Source organism: Streptomyces sp. NBC_00086, from assembly GCF_026343255.1.
GTDB lineage: Bacteria > Actinomycetota > Actinomycetes > Streptomycetales > Streptomycetaceae > Streptomyces.
On record NZ_JAPELZ010000001.1, the window covers coordinates 1,865,397 to 1,887,619 of the forward strand.

Consider the following 22,223-nt stretch of genomic DNA (forward strand, 5'->3'; position numbering starts at 1 on the left):
AGGGGGGTCACTTCACAATGTCGACGGGTGACGACAGCAGCGGTATCCAGTCGGCCGAGAGGGTTCTCGCGCTTTACCAGGAACTCCGCCAGCGCGGGGTGTCCAATCTCGACGAGGTCTTCGATGAGCTGAAGTTACCGCCGGAAGAGTACGAACAGCGACGTGCGGAACTGATCGCCCTCGGCCTCATCGTGCCGACCAGCACCACCCACGCCACACGTGCCGATCTCCAGGCGGGTACCTGGGAGTCCGGACCGGATACGGTTGCCGTGGTCGACCCCGAGATCGCTCTTCTCCGCATGCTGCAGCAGGAGCGCGAGCGTCTCCGGGAGCATCTGGACGAGTCCGACCGTGCCTACAGCACTCTCGAAGCATTAGTGGGGAGATTTCTTCGGCCCGGCTCGCTGAACGGCTCCGAAGTCGAGGTAGAGCTTCTCAGTGATTACCGGAGGATCCAGCAGGCGCTGGAGGACATCACGGATGTCATCCAGCACAACCTCGCGTCCATGCACGTAACCGCCCTTGTGCGCGAGGTCGCGGACCGCGTACTCAGCCGGGATCTGAGGCAGATCGAGAACGGCGTGCGCATCCGCGCCATCTACCACCAACGCATCACCGCATCCCCGGAGGCAGCCGAGATGCTGCGCCGCCGGGTAGAAGTGGGCGTCGAGATCCGGCTGTCCCCCGCGGTCCCCATGAACATGATCATCGCGGATCAGCAGTTCGCCGTTCTCCCCGTCCACCGCGAGGACCGGGCCGCCGGCGCGATCCTGGCTCGCGGGCCGGCGCTCGTCCGCTCGTATCTGGCGCTGTACGAGCACTGTTGGCACACGGCGACTCCGTACGGCGACGACGTCACTGCCGAACGCGGCGGGGACGGCCTGTCCGAACAGCAGCGGGCCGCTCTCAAAATGCTGGCTTCGGGCATGAAGGACGAAAAGATCGCCCGAAGTCTGGGAGTCTCGTTGAGGACAGTGAGTCGCATGCTGTCCGAGGTGATGCAGGAGCTCGGTGCGTCGAGCCGCTTCGAGGCCGGCGTACGCGCCTATCGGCTCGGCTGGCTCGACTGACTCCTGCCCGATTCCGACCTGCACAGTGGCGAATACTGACGCGCCGCTTCGGACCGCAAGGCCGAAAAGCCCCGTGTTCGCCTGGAGCGGCGATCACGGGGCGCGCTTCGTCGGCGTCAATTGCCCGGAGCCACCGGGGCCGGCTTGGTGGAGTCCCAGCCGTTTCCGTTCGACGGAGTCGGAGACGGCACCGGGGTGTCGGCACCGTCCGCCGACGCCGGGGTCGGCTTGGCGAAGTCCCAGCCGTTGCCGTTCGACGGGCTCGGGGACGGAGCACCAGGGTCGGAACCCTCGGCCACCGAGCGCTGCGAAGCGGTCGCCGACGGGGATACCGCGACCGCCGCTCCGCCGGCGACCGCGGTACAGAGCAGGAGCGCGAGGGCGAACTGGCCGGCCGTCTTGCGAATTCCGGTGGTGTGCCCAGCAGACATGATTCCTCCAGGAATGTGGAATGCGATTTCCGCCTTCGTAGGCCCCGTGCCGCCGGGATCCCCTTGAAGACATCTCTATTCTTGTCGCACTCCCAAGGCTGAATCCAGTATTCCTCCATGCGTGGAAACGCCATGGCGTGGATGAGACAAGAGACGTCAACACGCCACGATCCCGCGAGAGTTCATACAGACGTTACAGTTCCAGTTCTTTGGTCAGACCAAAAGAGATGTTAGGCTGGTATTCCGGCCTTCTCCACCCTCCAGGAGGGAAGCGCCGGTGAGGCAGGAGCGTGCCGTCGCTCCTGCCTCATTTGCGTTCCGGCAGGCCGCTGCGCACACAGTGCGCGCCGATACACCTCCAGCGTCCGCGTGGCCGCGGCCTGCCAGCTCATCGCCTGCGCATGGCGCACCGCGGCCCCGCCCATGCTCACGACGACCTCGGGATGCTGCGCGAACCACCGCAGGCAGCGGGCGTAGTCCACCGGATCGTGGCCGGGCACCAGCACTCCGGTCACCCCGTCCCACACGGCCGTCGGCAGTCCACCGACGGCCGCCGCCAGTACAGGGGTTCCGCACGCCTGCGCCTCCAGCGCGACCAGCCCGAAGGACTCGCTGCGCGAGGGCACCACGAGAACGTCCGCCGCCCGGTACCAGTCCGCCAGCTCCGCCTGCACCACGGGCGGAAGGCACCGGAGTACGTCCGCCACCCCCAGCTCGCGCGCCAGGTCCCAGGGTCCGCCGACCGGTCCGGCGCCCGAGTGTCCGCCGACCACCGGGACAAGAAGACGGCTGCGCAGCGCAGAGTCGGTCCTCAGGAGCTCGGCGACCGCTCTCACGAGGACATCCGGCCCTTTGAGTGGCTGAATTCGTCCCGCGTACACGGGGATGAAGGCCCCGGTGGGCAACCCGAGTCGCGCCCGCGCCGCTGCCCGACCGTCACCGGGGTGGAAGGTGTCCAGATCCACGCCCGGTCGGACCACGTCGACACGAGGTGCCGACGCCCCGTAGAGGCCCCGCAACGCCCCAGCCTCGTCTGCCGTGTTGGCGATCAGCCTGTCCGCAGAGGCGGTGACTTGCTGCTCGCCCCGGATCCGCAGCTCGGGCTCGGGGGTGTCGCCGGCGGCGAGGGCGGCGTTCTTCACCAGGCCGAGGGTGTGTGCGGTGTGTACAAGCGGTATCCCCCAACCGGCGGCGGCGATGCGGCCGGCCTGGCCGGAGAGCCAGTAGTGGGAGTGGACCAGATCGTAGCGCCGCCTCTCCTTCATCAGCGCCAGCGAGAACGGCACCACCAGACCCGGCATGTCCTCCTTGGGGAGGGCGGCGCGGGGCCCCGCGTGCAGATGGCGGACTCGTACACCCGGGGCGAGGTCGACCTGGGACGGCCGGCCCTCACCGCGACAGCGGGTGAAGAGGTCTACTTCAATGCCTTGTTCGGCGAGAGCGCGGGAGAGCTGAACCATGTAGACGTTCATGCCGCCCGCGTCCCCGGTGCCGGGCTGGTGGAGCGGCGAGGTGTGGACACTGAGCATGGCGACGCGCAGGGACACGTGGAGCTCCTATGGGAACGGGCCACGTGCCCTGCGCCCGCCGCGTGGCCGGCCGGCGCACCACGCGGCGAAGGGGGGATCTTGCCGTTTTACTGTCTTGCGTCTGAGGGCCTGCCCGGGGCCGCCCGGTCAGAAGCCGAAAATCGGACCCGACGGTGGGGCCAGCCGACTGCCGGGCGGCAGCGGGGCGAGTGCCGCATCGGATACGGGGCGCCCGGGCGCCGCCTTGAGCGCCGCCGCCAGACGGTCCGCGCCCTCCGGCATCACCGGCCGGGCCCAGGCGCTTAGTGCAGAGGCCACCGCCAGCTGGGCGGACAGGGCCGGAAGGTGACGGCAGTCCGCCGTGGGGCGGCATGTCTCGTGGGCGTTGACGTGGCCGAAGTCGGACACCAAGCGGACGATTTCATCGAGCAGGGCGACCGCCCTGCGGGGATCGAAGGTGTCAGGACCGTACGCCTCGCGCAGATCCTCCACCGCCCTCAGCAGTCGCTGCGCCAAGACCTCCCAGCCTGTGCCACCGGGCAACGCCGCGGGAGCCAAGCCCGCACTCTCTGCCCTTACCGCCGCGAACAGCCGGGACAGCCAGCTGTTCCAGTTCTCGTCCAACTCCTTTCGGGCAGCATCGAGCCGGTCGGCATGGAACACCGTTCGCCGGCCCAGCGGGCGAGCCTGCAGGACGTGGCGGCGGAGCGTGTCGGACCCGTACTCGGTAAGGAGGTCCAGCGCCCACACCTTGTGATCGGAGCCGGAGACGATGACCTTGTCCTCGATGACGAACGACTCGTTCACACAGAATTCCTGTGGAAGCTTGATGCCCTGGGACAGGAGAATGACCGGCAGCAAGACGGCGTGGCAGAAGGCATGGCCGAACCCGCAGAAGTGGATGGTGCGTTCAGGCAGCGGCCGGTTGTCGCCGTAGCCGAAGAGATGCATCGCGGCTGCCTCGAAGCAGCCGTCGATCCGGTGCTCGGGGAAACCGTCCACCGGGACGCTCAGCCCCCACTCCGCCGGATGCGAAACCGCGATGTCCGGCAGACCGTCCTCGACCAGCGACTCGCACAGTGCGGCGAGACGGGGCGGCAGGCCGGTGGCGGCCCAGTAGTCGGCGAGCGTTTCACGGAAGGGTTCCAGCGGGATGTAGAGGCGGCGGCAGCGCCGGGGCACTGCCGGGGTGGCACACACGGCGCAGTGGGGCTCCACGAGGTCCCCACCGTCATTGGGGCGGGCGCACTCGTGGCACATCCCGCCGTCGCTGACGGCTGCGCAGTGCGGGCAGGCCCCCGTGACGTGCGCGCCGTACAGCCAACGGCCACACGGCTCGCAGTACGGCAGCATCCTCGTACGCGGGGCGATGACGCCTTCCGCGTGCAGCCGCCGGAAGAGGTCCGCCACCCAGCGGCCGTATCCCCGGTCCTGACGCGGGCGCACGACGTGATCGAACTCGATGCCCGAGCGCAGCCAGTCCGCGGTGATCGCGGCCCGATAGCCCTCGGAGACCTCCTCCGGCTTGCGACCCGCCCGCAGTGCGCGTACGTGTACGGAACTGGTGTGGTCAGCGGTGCCGGTGGTGAACAGGACCGGTTCGCCCTCGGTGCGCAGGTAGCGGGACAGAACATCGGCTGCGACGTACGGTCCCGCAAGGTGACCGATGTGGAGTTCACCGTGCGTGGCGGGCGGGGTCGCGGTGATCCAGAAAGGGGTGCTCATGGGACCTCCTTGACGCTGTGGTGCGAAGTGCTCAGCGAGGCTCGAAATGGAAGGAGCGGATGAAACAGTCACGCGGCTGCTCAACGGCGTAGACGATGCATTCGAAGAGGGCCTGGGTGGTGAGTTTCTCGTCGCGTATCGCGTCGTCCGCCTTGATTCCGTCCCACTCGGCGAATCGCGGGTCGGAAGTGGAGAAGTCGGGGGGATACAGGGAGAACACCCGGACACCGGAAGGCCTCAGTCGCTGTGAAAGAATTTCGGCGAACCCGGCCTGTGCGCTCTTGGCCGTCCAGAACGCCTCGTGCGCCGCCGCCACGGAGGATCCGCCGGCGTCCCGTACGGCGACCATGTTGACGATGTCGGGGCGCTGGGACGACCTCAGAAGCGGCAGGAAGTGTTTGACCATCAGGACCGTGCCGCCGGCCGTGGACTCGATGGTCTCCACGATCGCGTCGTCCGACGCGTCCTCCAGATCGACGGCGTCCAGCCATCGGGCACCGTTGTTGACCAGCAGGTCCACCCGGTCGGTGTGTTCGCCGACCTGGCGGGCGAACTCCCTGATCTCCGCCGGTCGGCTGAGGTCGCAGCCGAAGGCATGGATACGGTCGCGTGCGGACCCCATGACCTCGGCACGGGTTCGCTCGGCCAACTCCACGGTCCGAGCCGAGACGTAGACCTCGGCTCCCAAGTGGGCGAATCCAATGGCGAGCGCTCGGCCGAAATGGCGCGAGGCACCCGTGACTACAACACGCAGATTTTCGAATTTCATTCTTCGCTCAGTCTCCCCGCTGGGATGCGAATGCGGTCGAATTCACGACGCCCGTCCGGTAATCCGGACGGGGGCTCCACATCAGCGTGCCAGAGACGGGAAGCGGGGAGTCCCCCACCAGGGTTGCGCATTCACGCCGTTGCGTGGATACGCCACGGCAGCTCCATCCGTCGGAGAACGGTCGCGCGCTTGTGGTGCACGCTGACCCGGTTGGCCGTGGAGGAGACCGTGACCGGGCCGCCGGGAGTGTCGACGACTCCATCGAGCGGGCCCACGACCGTACCGCACAGCGCGGCCGCCGCGGCGAGGGCAGTGGCACCGGTGAGTGCGAGCGAGGGATGCCAGCCCCCGACGGTGACGGCGCGCACAGCGGGGGTGGCCGCGGAGTAGTCGACAGCAGCGATCTTGGGCAGGGCGGAGTGGGGCGGGTGTCCCAGCACCTCAGCGGCGAGGGCTCGCAGGGCCAGGAGCCGGCGCAGTACCGTCTCCCCGGCGGCGAAGAGCTGGTCGCGGCTACGGATCCCCAGGTCGCGGGCGTCCACGAAGACGTAAGGGTTTCCGTACCTCACCAGGGAAACGGGAACGCCGTCGAGCCGGTCGAGAGGCCGGCCCGTGGGCAGCACGCCTGGTGCATCCGGCGCCCGCAAGAAGTGCAGCGTGTAAGTGTCCGGAACCCCTCCGTGAGGCTGTTCCGACACGCACACGACCTCGTCCCCGGTGGTTACGGCCCGCACGGTGACGGGACCGGGCGACCCGGCGGCGGCTACACAGGCGAGCAGGGAGTGACCGCATCCGGTACGGAAGTCGAAACTGCCGTCCGGCATGGCCTGGACGAAGCGATAGTCCAGGTCCGTGCCGGGCGCGCCCGAGGGCCCGTAGAGGGCGATCTTGGCGAGGCGGTCGTAGCTAGACCCCTCCAAGCTCTCCCGAAGGCCGCGGAGTTCCGCGTGCAACGCCAGTGCGCCTAGGGGCAGTTCGGACAGCTCCACGACCAGGGTGGGGCCGGGAGCCCCCGCGGCCCTCACCACTGTGGCGATCACGGGACGACCGCTCCGTTCACGCGGCGCATCCGACCGGGATACCCATCCCCCGTACGACTTCGGTCCACAGTTCGTGGGTGGCCAGCGCCCACAGGGTGAGCGCGTCCTGGTCCGAAGGCCGTTCCAGTTGCCGGGCGAGCAAGCGCTGCACCCGGTCGGGCCGGACCTGGCCGCCCCGCAAGAGCCGGTCCGGAGACAAGAGCTCCCGCACGGGCTCGAGGAGGGGACTACCAGGGCTAAGCATCGCGGTCACGGGCAGGGTGAAGGGCTGCTTGGGCCGGTTCAGCACGGTGGCGGGCAGCAGGTCGCGCCCGGCCTCGTACAGCGCCAACTTCCCGCGTCGAGCGGCCGAAGGGAGTTCCCGGGCGTGCGCGGCGACAGCGGGCTGACAGAACGGCATCCGGGCCTCGACCGCCCACGCCATGCTCAGGTGGTCGACTCGGCGAAGGTGGTAGGCGGGCAGCCGCCAGCGGGTCTCGAACGAAGTGATCGCGGTGAGCCGATCCGTGCGCGCGGAGCGAAGCTCCCGCACTATGCGGTCGGCAGCCGAACCTTCCTCGGCGATGTAGGCCCGGTACGCGGGGGTGTAGAGGTATTCGCGGAGCATCCTGGGTGCCGCGGACAGCGCGTCGGCGTACGAGGCGGCCCAGTCGCCACCCGCAGGGGCCTCCAGGGCCTCCCGCATCCGGGCATATCCACCGAACAGCTCGTCGGCGCCGTCTCCGGTGAGAGCGACGGTGAAGCCGGCCTCTCGTACGGCCCGGAAGAGGGCGTACGTACTCAGGGCGATGGGGTCGGCGTTCGGCTGCCCCAGATGCCGGGTGGCGCGGGTGAGCAGCGATCCCAGCTCCCCGGGATCCAGCGCCACTTCGTGGTGGACGGTCCGGGCCTGCCGGGCGACGGCGCGGGCGTGGATGTGCTCCGAGCCCGGCCATCGGCCCTGGTAGGTGAGATGGAAGGTGTGCAGGGACGGCGCGCCGGTTTCACGCGCGTACTCTGCTGCCAGCGCGGTCACCAGGCCGGAGTCGAGACCACCGCTCGTGAGGGCACAGACCGGCACATCGGCTCGGGCGAGGCGTCGCACTTCGCGGCGCAACACGTCCTCGGTGCCGAAGCCGGCCTCTGAGGGCGCCGCCGGCTGCACGGGCCGCCGCCGTACGGCCGGTTCCCGCCCAGGGCTGACGACAGCGGTCGCGCCCGGGGGCATGACACTGATGCCTTCCAGGGCAGTCTGCGTGGAGAAGGGTGTCCGTGTGGCTAGGACCGTGTCGAGGGTGTCAGCGCGAGGAGTGATCCGCACCCCTTCGAAGGCCAGGAGTGCCGGGATCTCGGAGGCGAAGCGGAAGGAGCCGTCCTCGCCCCGGTGGTAGTGAATGGGTTTCATCCCCATGGGGTCGACGGCCAAGACGAGTAGGGGGCTCGCCCGCAGGTCGAGGACGGCCACGGCGAACATCCCATCGAGCCGCTCGGCAAAGGCCGGCCCGTACTCGGCGTAGAGCGCGGGCAGCAGGGTGCCGTCGCACGTGTCGGGGAAGCGGTGGCCGCGGGCCGCGAGCTCGCGACGGAGGATGCGGTGGTTGTAGATCTCGCCGTTGAGTACGGCGATGATCCCAGGCAAGTGGGGCAGCCGGTAGGGCTGTCGACCGCCACGGAGGTCGGTCACGGCGAGCCGGTCGCACCCGAGCGACCAGCCGGCCCCGCTGAGCACGTCATGTTCGTCGGGACCACCGTGCCGCTGACGGGCGGAGACCGCGGCGAGCTCGCCCGGGTCGGGGCGCGCCGCGCCGGCCGAGAAGGAGCCGAAAATCCTGCACATGCCGGTGCCTCCGGATTCCACGTACATGCGATTAGACCATTTATTTGAAGCTACCAAATTTTTGACTGGCGTAGAAGTGCCATGTCGCAAGTACGCCAGATGAGTTGCCTTGCAAGCCGCCACCAGGCACAACAGGCTGAGTCCATGGAGCACTTCGCGACCGATCTAACAGACCGCAGCGCCCCGGAATCCCTGCTGGTGGTGGCCGCCCACCCGGACGACATCGAGTTCTGTGTCAGCGGCACGGTCATGCGGTGGATCGCCCAGGGCACGACGCGGGTCACGTACTGCATCGTCACCGACGGCGGGGCCGGCGGATACGACGAGCAGCTCCCCCGCCAAGCGATGGGGGACCTCCGGCGAGCCGAACAGGTGCACTCGGCCAAGCGGAGCGGCGTCGAGGATGTCCGATTCCTCGGCTACCCCGACAGCTTCGTCGAACCGAGCGTCGAGCTGCGCCGCGACCTGTGCCGGGTGATCCGACAGGTTCGCCCGCAGCGCGCCGTCATCCCCAGCCCGGAGATCAACTGGGCCCGAGTGGCCGACCTTCACCCGGACCATCGCGCGGTCGGCGATGCCGCCTTGCGTGCGATCTACCCCGAGGCCCGCAACCCCTTCGCGCATCCCTCCCTCCTCAAGGAGGAAGGACTGGAGCCCTGGATCGTGCCAGAACTGTGGCTGATGACCGGCCCCACGCCGAACCAGTACATCGACGTGACCCCTGTCTTCGAACGCAAGGTCGAGGCTCTGCGGATCCACACCTCACAGACGGCCCATTTCGACGACCTGGCGGGGCTACTACGGGACTGGTTGGGGGAACACGCAAGAGCAGCGGGACTGCCGGCGGGGCGGATGGCAGAAGCCTTCCAGGTCGTGAAGATCGAATGAGGCCCCGGTCCGTCCGCCTGCCATGACGGACGGACCGGCTCGGGCTCGTCAGCGGTAGATGAGCAGTTCTTGTTCTGTCGCATCCGTGAGCTCGTAGCGGGTCGCGACCAGCGGACGGCCCGAGTAGAGGCGAATCAGCGTTGCCGCGTCGCCTTGGAAGCGGGCCGCGGGCCGTCCCTCGATCTCATTGCCCAAAACCAAGAGACCGTCCAGACCATTGAGTTGTGCGACCAGCCGAGGTGTCCCCCGCTTGCGGCTCGTAATGCGGAGAAGGGGCAGGGCAAGTGTCAGGCTGTCCCCGCTGTAAGCCCCCGACTCCCCGAACGCGTCACGGACATCGCCGGCGTGGACCCACTCCCCCAGCGCAACCGCGTCCAGCGTGCCGTCGCCCGCCGCGATCTCCGGGCCTGCCTCGGTGAAGCCCCGCTCCAACTCGTCAAGGAGTTGGGCCAACGGCCAGTCTTCGCGTTCGGCGACGTCCGTCGCGTTGGCCTCGGGGAGGAACACTCCCTCTTCCAACCGTCCTTCGACAATCCGCACCAGGGCCGCCGCGCAGTGGGCGAGCACCTGCCGGGCCGTCCAGCCAGGACAGGCCGTGCGTAGCGCGTATGCCTCCGGAGGGGTTCGACGCAACAGCGGCATCAACGCGTCGCGTTCGGTTCGCAACAACCGGTCCGGAAGCCAAGGGTCACGTATCTCGTCGAGAACTGTCATGGGGCTCAGTAGCGGTAGTGGTCGGGCTTGTAGGGGCCGTTGACGTCCACGCCGATGTACGCGGCCTGCTCGGGGCGCAGGGTCGTCAACTTCACCCCGAGCGCGTCGAGGTGGAGGCGAGCCACCTTCTCGTCGAGGTGCTTGGGGAGCACGTAGACGTCGGTGGGGTACTCGGCCGGCTTGGTGTAGAGCTCGATCTGGGCCAGGGTCTGGTCCGCGAAGGAGTTCGACATCACGAAGGACGGGTGACCGGTGGCGTTGCCCAGGTTCAGGAGGCGGCCTTCGGACAGGACGATGAGGACCTTGCCGTCGGGGAACTTCCAGGTGTGGACCTGGGGCTTGACCTCGTCCTTGACGATGCCCTCGATCTTCGCGAGACCGGCCATGTCGATCTCGTTGTCGAAGTGGCCGATGTTGCCCACGATGGCCTGGTGCTTCATCTTGGCCATGTCGGCGGCCATGATGATGTCCTTGTTGCCGGTCGTCGTGATGAAGATGTCGGCGATCTCAACCACGTCGTCGAGCGTGGCGACCTGGTAGCCGTCCATCGCGGCCTGCAGGGCGCAGATCGGGTCGATCTCGGTGACGATCACGCGGGCACCCTGGCCACGCAGGGACTCCGCGGAGCCCTTGCCGACGTCACCGTAGCCGCAGACGACCGCGACCTTGCCGCCTATCAGGACGTCCGTGGCGCGGTTGATGCCGTCGATCAGCGAGTGGCGGCAGCCGTACTTGTTGTCGAACTTCGACTTCGTCACGGCGTCGTTCACGTTGATCGCCGGGAACAACAGCGCGCCAGCCTGCTGCATCTCGTAGAGGCGGTGGACGCCCGTCGTGGTCTCCTCGGTGACGCCACGGATCTCCGAGGCCAGCTCGGTCCACTTCAGGGACGTGCGGTGCAGCAGCTCCAGGACGACGCGCAGCTCGTCGTTCTCGGCGGTCGAAGGGTCGGGGATGCTTCCGGCCTTCTCAAACTCGACACCCTTGTGGACCAACAGGGTGGCGTCACCGCCGTCGTCCAGGATCATGTTGGGACCGGCGGCGTCGGGCCAGGTCAGCGCCTGCTCGGTGCACCACCAGTACTCCTCCAGCGTCTCGCCCTTCCAGGCGAAGACCGGGATGCCGGCGGCGGCTACGGCGGCCGCCGCGTGGTCCTGGGTGGAGAAGATGTTGCACGAGACCCAGCGGACGTCCGCGCCCAGGGCGACGAGCGTCTCGATGAGCACGGCCGTCTGCACTGTCATGTGCAGGGAGCCGGTGATCCGGGCCCCGGCCAGCGGCTGGGTGGCCGCGTACTCCCGGCGGATCGACATCAGACCCGGCATCTCGTGCTCGGCGAGGGTGATCTCCTTGCGCCCGAAGGCGGCGAGGGAAAGGTCTGCGACCTTGAAATCGGTGAATTCAGCAGGCATGAAGAACGCTCCTTGTACTTCGGTCGGTGCAATGGGCCGCGGGGGCCGGTACGTGGTTCACCGGCGGCCCCCGGCATTGAAGTAGCTGGCCTCGGGATGGTGGACAACGATGGCGTCGGTGGACTGCTCCGGGTGGAGCTGGAACTCCTCGGAGAGGTGGACGCCGATCCGCTCGGGCTTCAGGAGCTCGGCGATCTTCGCGCGGTCCTCCAGATCGGGACAGGCTGGATAGCCGAAGGAGTAGCGGCAGCCCTGGTACTCGGTGCGCAGCATCCCGTCGAGCGAGCGCGGGTCCTGTCCCGAGATGCCCAGCTCGGCGCGTACCCGCGCGTGCCAGTACTCGGCGAGGGCCTCCGCCAGCTGCACGGAGAGGCCGTGGAGCTCCAGGTAGTCGCGGTAGGAATCGGACTCGAACAGCTTGGCCGTGGCCTCGCCGATCCTCGATCCGACGGTGACGATCTGCAGGCAGATCACGTCGACCTCGCCGGACTCCTCGGACTTGAAGAAGTCCGACAGGCACAGGAACCTTCCGCGGGGCTGCCGGGGAAAGGAGAAGCGGGTCAGTTCCGCGCCCACGTCGTCGAGGATGATCAGGTCGTCGCCCTTGGAGACGCACGGGTAGTAGCCGTGGACCACGGCGGCTTCCAGCAGGTTCTCCGTCTGGAGGCGGTCGAGCAGACCGCGCAGCCGGGGCCGGCCCTCGCTCTCCACCAGCTCCTCGTACGAAGGTCCGCCGCGGGCCTGCTTGAGGCCCCACTGGCCCTTGAAGAGGGCGTCCTCGTCGAGCCAGGAGGCGTAGTCCTTGAGCGGGATGCCCTTGACGACGCGGCTGCCCCAGAACGGCGGGGTGGGCACGGCGTTGTCGGTGGTCACGTCGGAGCGGGAGGGGGCTTCGGGCCCGGGCGCCATGAGCGCGGTGGTGGCCGCGGACTTCACCCGGCGCTGCTTGAGCGGGGGCAGGCTCGCTCCGGGGACGCCGCGTTTGACTCCCATGAGGGCGTCCATGAGGCGCAGGCCCTCGAAGGCGTCGCGGGCGTAGCGGACCTCGCCCTCGTAGATCTCGTGGAGGTCCTGTTCGACGTAGGCGCGGGTGAGGGCGGCGCCGCCGAGGATGACCGGGTAGTCGGCCGCCAGCTTGCGCTGGTTGAGCTCCTCCAGGTTCTCCTTCATGATCACCGTGGACTTGACCAGCAGGCCGGACATGCCGATGACGTCGGCCTTATGTTCCTGTGCGGCTTCGAGGATCGCGGAGACCGGCTGCTTGATGCCGATGTTGACCACGTTGTAGCCGTTGTTGGTCAGGATGATGTCGACGAGGTTCTTGCCGATGTCGTGGACGTCGCCGCGGACGGTGGCCAGGACGATGGTGCCCTTGCCCTCGTCGTCGCTCTTCTCCATGTGCGGTTCCAGGTGGGCCACCGCGGTCTTCATGACCTCGGCGGACTGCAGGACGAAGGGGAGCTGCATCTGGCCGGAGCCGAACAGCTCACCGACGACCTTCATGCCCTCCAGGAGGGTGTCGTTGACGATCTCCAGCGCCGGCCGCGTCTCCAGGGCCTCGTCGAGGTCCGCCTCCAGACCGTTCTTCTCACCGTCGATGATCCGGCGCTGCAGGCGCTCGTCCAACGGCAGCGCCAGCAGCTCCTGCGCCCGCCCGTCCTTCATCGACTTCGTATTCACGCCCTCGAACAGGGCCATCAGCTTCTGCAGCGGGTCGTAACCCTCCGCCCGCCGGTCATGGATCAGGTCGAGGGCGACCTTGACCTGTTCCTCGTCCAGGCGGGCGATCGGCAGGATCTTGCTGGCGTGCACGATCGCGGAGTCGAGGCCGGCTTTGACGCATTCGTCGAGGAAGACCGAGTTGAGGACGATGCGGGCGGCCGGGTTGAGGCCGAAGGATATGTTCGACAGTCCCAGGGTCGTCTGGACGTCCGGGTGGCGGCGCTTGAGCTCGCGGATCGACTCGATCGTGGCGATGCCGTCCTTGCGGGACTCCTCCTGACCGGTGCAGATGGTGAAGGTCAGGGTGTCGATGAGGATGTCCGACTCGAGGATCCCCCAGTTCCCGGTGAGGTCCTCGATGAGGCGCTGGGCGATGGCGACCTTGTGCTCGACGGTGCGGGCCTGGCCCTCCTCGTCGATGGTCAGCGCGATCAGCGCGGCGCCGTGCTCCTGGGCGAGGGCGGTGACCTTCGCGAAGCGGGACTCGGGCCCGTCGCCGTCCTCGTAGTTCACCGAGTTGATGACGGCGCGCCCACCGAGCTTCTCCAGGCCGGCCCGCAGGACGGGGACCTCGGTGGAGTCCAGCACGATCGGCAGGGTGGAGGCGGTCGCGAAGCGTCCGGCGAGCTCCTGCATGTCGGCGACGCCGTCGCGGCCGACGTAGTCCACGCACAGGTCCAGCATGTGTGCGCCCTCGCGGATCTGGTCGCGGACCATCTCCACACAGTCGTCCCAACGGGCTGCCAGCATGGCTTCGCGGAACTTCTTCGACCCGTTCGCGTTCGTACGCTCGCCGATCGCCATGTACGAGACGTCCTGGCGGAAGGGGACGGTCTGGTAGAGCGAGGAGGCGCCGGGCTCGGGGCGCGGGTCGCGGGCGGCCGGGTTCAGGCCGCGGACGCGCTCCACGACCTGGCGCAGGTGCTCGGGGGTGGTGCCGCAGCAGCCGCCGACCAGGGAGAGGCCGTACTCGCGGACGAAGGTCTCCTGGGCGTCGGCGAGCTCGCTCGCGGACAGCGGGTAGTGGGCGCCGTTCTTGCCGAGGACCGGCAGGCCCGCGTTGGGCATGCAGGAGAGCGGGATGCGGGAGTTGCGCGCGAGGTAGCGCAGGTGCTCGCTCATCTCGGCGGGGCCGGTGGCGCAGTTCAGGCCGATCATGTCAATACCCAACGGCTCCAAGGCCGTGAGCGCCGCGCCGATCTCCGAACCCAGCAACATCGTGCCGGTCGCCTCAACCGTCACCTGCACCATGAGAGGCAGGTCGCCCATTCCGCACCACTCCAGCGCCCGGCGGGCGCCGATGACGGCCGCCTTCGCCTGGAGGAGGTCCTGTGAGGTTTCGACCAACAGCGCGTCTGCGCCGCCTCGGATCAGACCCTCGGCGTTCTCCTGGTACGCCTCGCGTAAGGGCTCGTACGCGACATGCTTGAGCGTGGGCAGCTTGGTGCCGGGGCCCATGGAGCCCAGGACCCAGCGGGGCCGTCCATCTTTCGCCGTGAACGCATCCGCGGCTTCGCGGGCGATGCGCGCTCCGGCCTCGGACAGGTCATAGACCCGGCCCTCCACGCCGTACTCGGCGAGTGCGGAGAGGTTGGCCCCGAAGGTGTTGGTCTCGACGCAGTCCACACCCACCGCGTAGTACTCGTCATGGACCGACCGGACGATGTCGGGCCGGGTGACATTGAGGATCTCGTTGCAGCCCTCGAGACCCATGAAGTCGTCGAGCGTCGGATCGGCGGCCTGGAGCATCGTTCCCATCGCCCCGTCGGCCACCACGACCCGCTGCGCCAGCTCCTCCCTCAGAGACCGTCTCATCCCAACTCCCGGAGGTGTGCGGTCAGCTCCGTCTCGTACCGGCAGCCGTACCCCATGCCGAGCAGGGTGAGCAACGATTCGCCGGACAACCGGTACTCCTGCGTACCCACGGATGCGAGGACGGTCGCAGCGACCGCACAGCCCAGCTGAGCCGCGCTCCGCTCGGACACACCCCACGCCGTTGCGGCGAGGAACCCGGCTCGGAACGCGTCGCCGACACCGGTGGGGTCGACGACTTCCTCGACCTCGACCGCGTGCACGGTCAGCGGCGTGGTGCCCGCAGTTTGGATTCGTACGCCACCCTCGCCGTGGGTGGTCACCCAGGAGCCGACCCGCCGCAGGACCTGCTCCTCGGTGAGCCCGGACTTCTCGCACAGCAAGGCTGCTTCGTACTCGTTGGTGAACAGCCGGCTCGCACCGTCCACCAGCTCCCGAACCTGCGGCCGCTCCAGTCGCGCCAGCTGCTGGGACGGGTCCGCAGCGAAGGGGATGCCCAGCTCACGGCAGGTCCGCGTATGGCGGAGCATGGCCTCGGGGTCGTCGGGCGAGATCAGCACCAAGTCGGGGCGACCGGCCCGTGCGACGACGTCGCTCAGATCGATCTCGCGGGCCTCTACCATGGCCCCCTCGTAGAACGTCGCGATCTGGTTCTGGTCCCGGTCGGTGGTGCAGACGAAACGCGCGGTCTGGCACGTCTCGCTGACCCGAACGGAGTCGGTGTCGACGCCGTGCTCCTTGAGCCACACCCGGTACGGATCGAAGTCTCGACCCACAGAGCCCACCAGGACAGGCCGCAGTCCCAGCGTTCCCAGACCGAACGATATGTTGGCCGCTACTCCGCCGCGTCGGAATTCCAGGTTGTCGGCGAGGAACGACAGGGATATCCGGTCCAACCGGTCCGCGAGCAGCTGCTCGGCGAACCGGCCGGGAAAGGTCATCAGATGGTCGGTCGCAATGGATCCCGTCACAACGATGCGCATGTCAGACCCCAACGGCCCGGCGAAGGGCGTCCACGCGGTCGGTGCGTTCCCAGGTGAAGTCCGGCAGCTCACGGCCAAAGTGGCCGTACGCGGCGGTCTGGGCGTAGATCGGGCGCAGCAGGTCCAGATCGCGGATGATCGCGGCCGGCCGAAGATCGAAGACACTCGACACGGCTTCCTGGATGCGCTCGTCCGGCAGTGTTCCCGTGCCGAAGGTCTCGACGAAGAGGCCGACGGGCTCGGCCTTGCCGATGGCGTACGCGACCTGGACCTCGCAGCGCGAGGCCAGGCCCGCGGCGACCACGTTCTTCGCCACCCAGCGCATCGCGTACGCGGCGGAACGGTCGACCTTGGACGGGTCCTTGCCCGAGAAGGCGCCGCCACCGTGACGCGCCATCCCGCCGTACGTGTCGATGATGATCTTGCGACCGGTCAGGCCGGCGTCGCCCATCGGGCCGCCGATCTCGAAGCGCCCGGTCGGGTTCACCAGTAGTCGGTAACCCTCGGTCTCCAGCTTGATGCCGTCCTCGACGAGCTGGTTCAGCACGTACTCCACGACGAACTCACGGATGTCCGGGGCCAGCAGTGCGTCGAGGTCGACGTCGGCTGCGTGCTGGGAGGAGACCACCACCGTGTCCAGGCGCACCGCCTGATCGCCGTCGTACTCGATGGTGACCTGCGTCTTGCCGTCGGGGCGCAGGTAAGGGATGACCCCATCCTTGCGGACCTCGGACAGCCGGCGCGAGAGCCGGTGCGCGATGTGGATCGGCAGCGGCATCAGCTCGGGCGTCTCGTCACAGGCGTAGCCGAACATCAGGCCTTGGTCGCCCGCTCCCTGCTTGTCGAGCTCGTCACTCGGCCCCGCGCCTCCGACACGCTTCTCGAATGCGGTGTCGACGCCCTGGGCGATGTCGGGTGACTGCGCCCCGATGGACACCGACACCCCGCAGGAGGCACCGTCGAAGCCCTTCTTCGAGGAGTCGTAGCCGATGTCGAGAATGGCCTCACGAACGAGGGCGGCTATGGGGGCATAGGCCTTGGTCGTCACCTCGCCGGCTATGTGGACCAGGCCGGTGGTGATCAGGGTCTCCACAGCCACCCGCGAGGTGGGGTCCTCACGGAGCAGCGCGTCGAGGATCGTGTCACTGATCCGGTCGGCGATCTTGTCGGGATGCCCCTCGGTCACCGACTCTGAGGTGAACAGCCGCTTGCTCATGCCTGCCCCACCTCGACCGGGAAGAAGTGCGACTCGATGGCGGCGAGGGTGCGGATCTCGTCCACTTCCAGGGCCTCCATCTGGATGGACCGACCGCTCTGCTGCTCCAGCAGGAAGACGAACTCCACGAAGGACAGCGAGTCGATGAGCCGGTTCTCGATGAGGTCCAGGTCGGAGGCGATGTCGTCACGCTCCGTGTGACGGGCGAGGAGCCAGTTCTTCACCTGCTGCAGACCGTCGGACATGGTTGTTCTCCTTGAAGTGCTTTGTATGGATGAGGTGTTGGTTGCGCGGGCGACGCTGAGAGCACCGGCTGGGTCCGGAAGGCCCGGCGTGAGGGGGTAGCCCGCCGAGCCGGCATGGAGCACCGGGGCAGCCACGGCTACCGCGTAGTCCACGTCATGGCTGATGGACACGGTGATCTCGGCGATGCCGGACTCCGCGGCCATCTCGGCCGCGCCCCGGCGGAGCTCGACGAGGGGCCAGCCCCCTTCGGAACGCCGAACGACGATGTCGAGCCAGGGGAGGAATTTGCCCCGGACGCGGAGGGTCTTGAAGGCTGCCTCCTTGGCCGCTATCCGGCCGCACAGACTCAGTACGTCGAGCCCGGAGGCCGTTCCGCAGTCGGCGAGTTCGCCTGGGGTGAGCATCCGCTCGAAGAAGTCCTCGCCGTACTCGGCGAGCAGTCGGCGGACACGGGTGACGGACACGATGTCCATGCCTAGATTCGCCCAGCCCAGGCCGCCCGCCGGCGGGGCGACGGGTCGGGTCGGCACGTCAGATCGCCGGCCCGGCCGCGTTCGCGCGCAGGACGGCCTCGGTCGCCGCCTCCCAGCTGCCGTGGCGCCTGGTCAGCGCGGACAGCCAGCGTTCGAGGCCGAACGCGGCGCAGCTGGTGAAGGCCGGGCTGCCGCTCGACTCCAGCGTGATCTCGCAGCGGTCTCCGAAGAAGTTGCGGTGGGTGTTGACCGAGGCGATCGCCAGGTCCTCGTACAGGAACTCGTGCTTGACCGGGGTGAGGCGCTGGAGCACCGCCTTCGAGCTGCCCTTGTCGAAGAACGGGTCGCAGGCGGCCTCCTTGCGCAGAGGCAGGTCCAGCGCCTCGGCGAAGGCCTGGATGCGCGAGGTGAAGCGGGTGAGGTGGGACTCTGCGTGCTCGCGGGTCCCGATCGCGACCACCTCCCGCATGCGGAAACCGAGTTGCCGGCGCAGGCCCTCGTAGTGCTCCTCCTTGCGGAAGCACCAGCCGACGACGGTGATCAGGGTGTCGTCCGCGACCTGGCGACCCTGGTGGTCGATGTAGACGGCGTAGCAGGACGCGGAGGGGAGTCCGAGGGCCGCCGGCTGGAGGGCGGTGCAGGGGAAGCAACCGCTGTCCGTACAGAACTCGTCGGTCTCCCGTGCGGACAGGTCGAGCGGGGCGGCGACGACGGCCTGGTGAGGGAAGTTGTCGTAGTAGTCGAGCCGGGCCAGGTCGGCGGCCGGCAGCAGCGGAGGCATGGTCATCGGGCGGGCGCCCGCGCTCACACCCCAGCCCTCGAAGGTGTCGTCGAGGAGCCGCAGCAGGGCGGTTCCCTCGGGACCGAGGGACGGCAGGCCCCTCGATTCCCCGACGCTCGCAGGGGTTGTTGTAACGGTCATGGTGGAGTCACCTCTCGGACGACGGACGGTTCGTTCAGACGACGGGCAGTACGTCGTCGGTGAAGATTCCGGTCTTCAGGAAGAAGCCGAGCGGCTTGCGGATGGCCTTGCGCTCGTACGGACGGCGGCCCTCGTCGGCGACCAGCGCATTGCGCAGGGCCAGCGGGTCGGCGATGCCGGCGTCGCGGTAGACGTGCGGGTTGTAAAGGGAGTTGACGCTGTAGACGACGTACCGCTTGAGGTACGCCTCCACCTCGGCGAGCCGCTGGGCAGAGACGGTGTCCTTCATCCGCTTGAACAGCAGGGAGACCAGCTCCCGCCCGAAGGCGATGTGCCGGGACTCGTCTTGGTGGTGGATGCGGTTGACCTCGCGGATGGTGTGACACAGGGACTCGTCCTGCGCCATCCGCATGTTGTAGTGGTCGACGAGCTCCTCGAAGAACAGGATCCGGGCGAAGACCAGGAAGTTGTCCACCTCCGGCTCCCACGCGGAGTCGGCGCGCATGGCGGTCGAGCCGTAGATCTTGTCGCCGTAGCGGCGGCAGAACTCGGCGAAGAACCACATGTGTTCGTTTTCTTCGCCGATGAAGTGGTGGAAGAAGTCGGAGGGGACTTCGAAGCCGGGCATGTGTATCCGGCCGACCACCTCGATGAGCAGCTCACGGATGCCGTGCACGTTGAGGCTGTAGAAGTTGATGCTCTCCCACTTGGAAAGGCGGTGAATGGTCTCCTCGCCGAGCTCCTCGTAGAAGGGCGTGCCGTAGACGGTGAGCAGCTCGGGGGTCATCCACAGCTGGCCCTCTTCGAGCTTCTCGGGCCAGTCGAACTGCTGGTAGGGGTTGTAGTACTCCTCGATGGAGCGCGAGCTCAGCCGTTCCAGGACTTCCAGGAAGCGATCAGTGACGGGCAGGGGGGCGGCGATGCCCATGGAGACTCCCTCGGTGTGTGGTGGGTTGCGGCGAGCGAAGGCTCAGGGCCGGACTTCGTAAACGGCGTTGACCGGGGTCTCGGTCGCGCGCCGCCAGCGGGTGAAGCCGGCCTCCTCCGCGATGGCGCGGAACGCCTTCTCGCCGGAGTGGTTGCCGAGCGCGTGAGGACCGCGCTGGGCGACGGCCACGGGCAGGCACATCACGGCCGACAGCGCCATGAACATGCGGGCGGCGGGCGTCTGCGTGTCGATGTCCGCGGGCGAGACGTTCGACTCGACGAGCATCCACGTCCCTTCTCCGTCCAGGGACTTGTGTACGTGCTGCGCGGCGGCGACCGGGTCTCCCATGTCGTGCAGGGCGTTGAAGAAGGTGACCAGGTCGTAGCCGGAGCCGGGGTAGTCGTCGGCCGCGGCGACGTCGAAGACGACGCGGTCGGAGAGTCCGGCCTCCTCGGCAAGCTGCCGGGCGATGGAGATGGCTTCCTCGGAGTAGTCGAAGCCGTGCACGGTCGCCTGGGGGAACGCCTTCGCGATGAGCAGCGTGGTGTGCCCGACGCCGCACCCGACGTCGGCGACGGTGCCGCCGGCTGCCAGCTTGCTGGTGACCCCGTGCAGGGCGGGCAGCCAGTCGGGGACGAGCCGGTGCTCGTAGGTGGGCTGGAAGAAGCTGCCCATCCCGGTGTCCAGTGCCGGGTCGTGTTCCGCCCAGCCGACGCCGTCGCCGGAACGGTACGCGTCGACGAGCAGGTCCTCGGTGGCGTACAGCGCCTTGAGGGCGGTGAAGAAGCCCGCGGCGAACGTGACGGCTTTCGGGTCGGCCAGTACGGCCACGTGGTCGGCGGGGAGCGTGTACGTATCGGCGCTCGGGTGGCGCTCGACGTACCCGGCGCTCAGCTGTGCGTGCAGCCACTCCTCCGCGTACCGCTTGGCGATGCCGGTGCGCTCGGCGAGCCCGGCCGCGGTGAGGGGGCCGGCCTCGGCCAGCGCGCGGTACAGGCCGAGCCGTTCGCCGAGGGCGACGGTGAGCCCCCGTACGGCGGCTCCGGCATCGCTGATGACCCGTTGGTGGAACTCGTGCGTGCCGCTCATGCCGCCGCCGCCTCGGAGGTCGGAAGGTCACACGTGAACAGGAAGGAACGGGGAACGCCCGGAACGCTGCGAGCCGGAACCGGGTACGGCCAGCGGCCGAAGTCGGCGCCCGGTTCTCCCGGCTGTCGGACCTCGCGCACGTCCCAGCCGCAGTCGGCGAGGAGCTGCTCGGGGGTCTCAGTGCCGAACAGCCACGGGTTGCCGTCTTCCTTCAGGCACTTGAGGAAGGGGCGGGAGAGCGGGTTGTCCAGCGCGGCCCGGCTGATGACGTCTCCGAGCAGCACCGAGCCGGGCGCGGAGTGGGCGGCCAGCGTCGAGATCAGGTTGCGCACGGCGCCTTCCGGGAGGAAGAAGAGGAGCCCTTCGACCACCCACAACACCGGCTCGTCACTGCGCCAGCCGGCCTCCTTGAGCGGACCGGTCCAGTCCTGCGTGAGGTCCACCGGTACGGTGACGCGGGTGCGTCCGGCGGGGGCGGGTTCATCGGCGAGCATCTGCGCCTTCGCCTCCAGGAGCGCGGGGCGGTCCAGCTCGTAGACGGTCACGCCGTCGGGCCACGGGAGCCGGTAGAACCGGGTGTCCATGCCCGCGGCGAGGAACACGACCTGGCGGATGCCGTGTTCCTCGACGGCCCGGACGATCGCCCGGTCCAGGTAGGTGGTGCGGATGGCGAGGAACGGCACGGTGCCCGCCCCTGCGTAGCGCTCCAGAAGTTCGAAGCCGATCGTGTCGGCGACGGTGCGCGCGTAGGGATCGGCGAACAGCCGGTCCTCGCGGTCGGTCTCCAGGGCTCGCGCTGCGGCGGTCCACTGGGCGGTGCGGGATACGGCCTCCACAGGAGGTCTCCCTTCACATCGGGTGAGATGGGTACAAGCAGTTATGGAATCCGCAAGGGGCCCCGGTCCGGCGCGGTCAAGCCACGGATCGCACGCAGGCGACCGGGTCGTCTGCCGCGGACTTCGTCCCGGAGCGCGAGGCGTCGGGACCGGCGGGCCGGCGCTGGAAGATGCTGTGCAGGATCATGCTGAAGACGACCGCCCCGTCGCCGTCGACCAGCAGGCACTTGGGCTGCACGATGCCGGTGGTCGGGTTGAACGGTGACGGGCGGGACCCGAGGATCTCCACTCGGGCGGCGAGGACGTCTCCCGGGCGGACGGGGCGCACGTAGCGGATCTCGTCGACCCCCGGGGAGCCGGTGCACGCACTGTGGACCAGCAACCCGTCCACGTAGCGCCGCATGAACATCGAGGCGGTGTGCCAGCCGCTGGCGATCAGACCGCCGAACGGCGACCGGGCGGCGAGCTCCGGGTCCGTGTGGAAGGGCTGCGGATCGAAGCGCTTTCCGAACTCCAGCACCTCCTCGGCGGTGACGGTGATCGTGCCCAGCTCGTGGACATCACCGGTCCGGAAGTCCTCGAAGTAGCGCATCACGCGCCCC

19 protein-coding genes are annotated in these 22,223 nt (G+C 68.4%); 2 read left to right on the forward strand and 17 right to left on the reverse strand.

The features are described from left to right. Positions 1 to 17: 17 nt before the first annotated feature. Positions 18 to 1,070, forward strand: coding sequence for a helix-turn-helix transcriptional regulator (locus tag OG276_RS08200; protein WP_266903805.1), 1,053 nt, complete (start codon positions 18 to 20; stop codon positions 1,068 to 1,070). Between the two features lie 116 nt (positions 1,071 to 1,186). On the opposite strand, the gene OG276_RS08205 is transcribed toward OG276_RS08200, so the two are convergent. The 6 genes from OG276_RS08205 to asnB form a co-directional block, all read right to left on the reverse strand. Next, positions 1,187 to 1,501 carry a hypothetical protein gene (locus OG276_RS08205; RefSeq protein WP_266903806.1) on the reverse strand — a complete coding sequence of 105 codons (315 nt, stop codon included), beginning with the start codon at positions 1,499 to 1,501 and terminating at the stop codon, positions 1,187 to 1,189. A gap of 230 nt (positions 1,502 to 1,731) precedes the next feature. After that, complete coding sequence (gene mshA / locus OG276_RS08210; protein ID WP_266912617.1) at positions 1,732 to 3,030, reverse strand: D-inositol-3-phosphate glycosyltransferase; 1,299 nt, start codon at positions 3,028 to 3,030, stop codon at positions 1,732 to 1,734. 147 nt (positions 3,031 to 3,177) lie between these two features. Further along, entirely contained in the window at positions 3,178 to 4,827 is a 1,650-nt protein-coding gene (locus OG276_RS08215; RefSeq protein ID WP_266903807.1) for a class I tRNA ligase family protein, read from the reverse strand. Next, the gene (locus OG276_RS08220; protein WP_266903808.1) at positions 4,787 to 5,524 is read right to left on the reverse strand and encodes an SDR family oxidoreductase; all 738 of its coding nucleotides are present in this window, start codon (positions 5,522 to 5,524) and stop codon (positions 4,787 to 4,789) included. Before OG276_RS08220 ends, OG276_RS08215 begins: the two co-directional genes overlap by 41 nt. Before the next feature lie 131 nt (positions 5,525 to 5,655). Then, positions 5,656 to 6,564 (reverse strand): PrpF domain-containing protein, encoded by a 909-nt coding sequence (locus tag OG276_RS08225; RefSeq protein WP_266903809.1) that lies wholly within the window; start codon positions 6,562 to 6,564, stop codon positions 5,656 to 5,658. A 16-nt stretch (positions 6,565 to 6,580) separates the two neighbouring features. Next, on the reverse strand, positions 6,581 to 8,380 hold the full coding sequence (asnB, locus tag OG276_RS08230; protein WP_266903810.1) for an asparagine synthase (glutamine-hydrolyzing): 1,800 nt from the start codon (positions 8,378 to 8,380) through the stop codon (positions 6,581 to 6,583). Positions 8,381 to 8,524: 144 nt separating this feature from the next. On the opposite strand from asnB, the gene OG276_RS08235 reads away from it, so the two are divergent. Beyond that, entirely contained in the window at positions 8,525 to 9,268 is a 744-nt protein-coding gene (locus tag OG276_RS08235) for a PIG-L deacetylase family protein (protein WP_266903811.1), read from the forward strand. Between the two features lie 48 nt (positions 9,269 to 9,316). Here OG276_RS08235 and OG276_RS08240 read toward each other — a convergent pair whose 3' ends face one another. The 11 genes from OG276_RS08240 to OG276_RS08290 all read right to left on the reverse strand — a co-directional run bounded on the left by OG276_RS08240 (position 9,317) and on the right by OG276_RS08290 (position 22,213). Beyond that, positions 9,317 to 9,982, reverse strand: coding sequence for a maleylpyruvate isomerase family mycothiol-dependent enzyme (locus tag OG276_RS08240; protein WP_266903812.1), 666 nt, complete (start codon positions 9,980 to 9,982; stop codon positions 9,317 to 9,319). Between the two features lie 5 nt (positions 9,983 to 9,987). Beyond that, complete coding sequence (ahcY, locus tag OG276_RS08245) at positions 9,988 to 11,394, reverse strand: adenosylhomocysteinase (RefSeq protein WP_266903813.1); 1,407 nt, start codon at positions 11,392 to 11,394, stop codon at positions 9,988 to 9,990. Between the two features lie 57 nt (positions 11,395 to 11,451). After that, the gene (metH, locus tag OG276_RS08250; protein WP_266903814.1) at positions 11,452 to 14,931 is read right to left on the reverse strand and encodes a methionine synthase; all 3,480 of its coding nucleotides are present in this window, start codon (positions 14,929 to 14,931) and stop codon (positions 11,452 to 11,454) included. Continuing rightward, positions 14,928 to 15,911: a carbohydrate kinase family protein gene (locus OG276_RS08255; RefSeq protein ID WP_266903815.1), complete on the reverse strand. Its 984-nt coding sequence runs from the start codon at positions 15,909 to 15,911 to the stop codon at positions 14,928 to 14,930. Before OG276_RS08255 ends, metH begins: the two co-directional genes overlap by 4 nt. A gap of 1 nt (position 15,912) precedes the next feature. Continuing rightward, positions 15,913 to 17,127, reverse strand: coding sequence for a methionine adenosyltransferase (gene metK / locus OG276_RS08260; RefSeq protein WP_266903816.1), 1,215 nt, complete (start codon positions 17,125 to 17,127; stop codon positions 15,913 to 15,915). Beyond that, positions 17,124 to 17,846 carry a 4'-phosphopantetheinyl transferase superfamily protein gene (locus OG276_RS08265; RefSeq protein ID WP_266903817.1) on the reverse strand — a complete coding sequence of 241 codons (723 nt, stop codon included), beginning with the start codon at positions 17,844 to 17,846 and terminating at the stop codon, positions 17,124 to 17,126. Before OG276_RS08265 ends, metK begins: the two co-directional genes overlap by 4 nt. A gap of 58 nt (positions 17,847 to 17,904) precedes the next feature. Beyond that, on the reverse strand, positions 17,905 to 18,768 hold the full coding sequence (locus tag OG276_RS08270) for a hypothetical protein (RefSeq protein WP_266903818.1): 864 nt from the start codon (positions 18,766 to 18,768) through the stop codon (positions 17,905 to 17,907). A 34-nt stretch (positions 18,769 to 18,802) separates the two neighbouring features. Beyond that, positions 18,803 to 19,696, reverse strand: a complete 894-nt coding sequence (locus tag OG276_RS08275) for a diiron oxygenase (RefSeq protein ID WP_266903819.1) — start codon at positions 19,694 to 19,696, stop codon at positions 18,803 to 18,805. 42 nt (positions 19,697 to 19,738) lie between these two features. Beyond that, complete coding sequence (locus OG276_RS08280; RefSeq protein ID WP_266903820.1) at positions 19,739 to 20,785, reverse strand: methyltransferase domain-containing protein; 1,047 nt, start codon at positions 20,783 to 20,785, stop codon at positions 19,739 to 19,741. Then, the gene (locus OG276_RS08285; protein ID WP_266903821.1) at positions 20,782 to 21,621 is read right to left on the reverse strand and encodes an SAM-dependent methyltransferase; all 840 of its coding nucleotides are present in this window, start codon (positions 21,619 to 21,621) and stop codon (positions 20,782 to 20,784) included. The genes OG276_RS08280 and OG276_RS08285 overlap by 4 nt, the downstream gene beginning before the upstream one ends. 76 nt (positions 21,622 to 21,697) lie before the next feature. After that, positions 21,698 to 22,213: a MaoC family dehydratase gene (locus OG276_RS08290; protein ID WP_266903822.1), complete on the reverse strand. Its 516-nt coding sequence runs from the start codon at positions 22,211 to 22,213 to the stop codon at positions 21,698 to 21,700. Between the last annotated feature and the right edge of the window lie 10 nt (positions 22,214 to 22,223).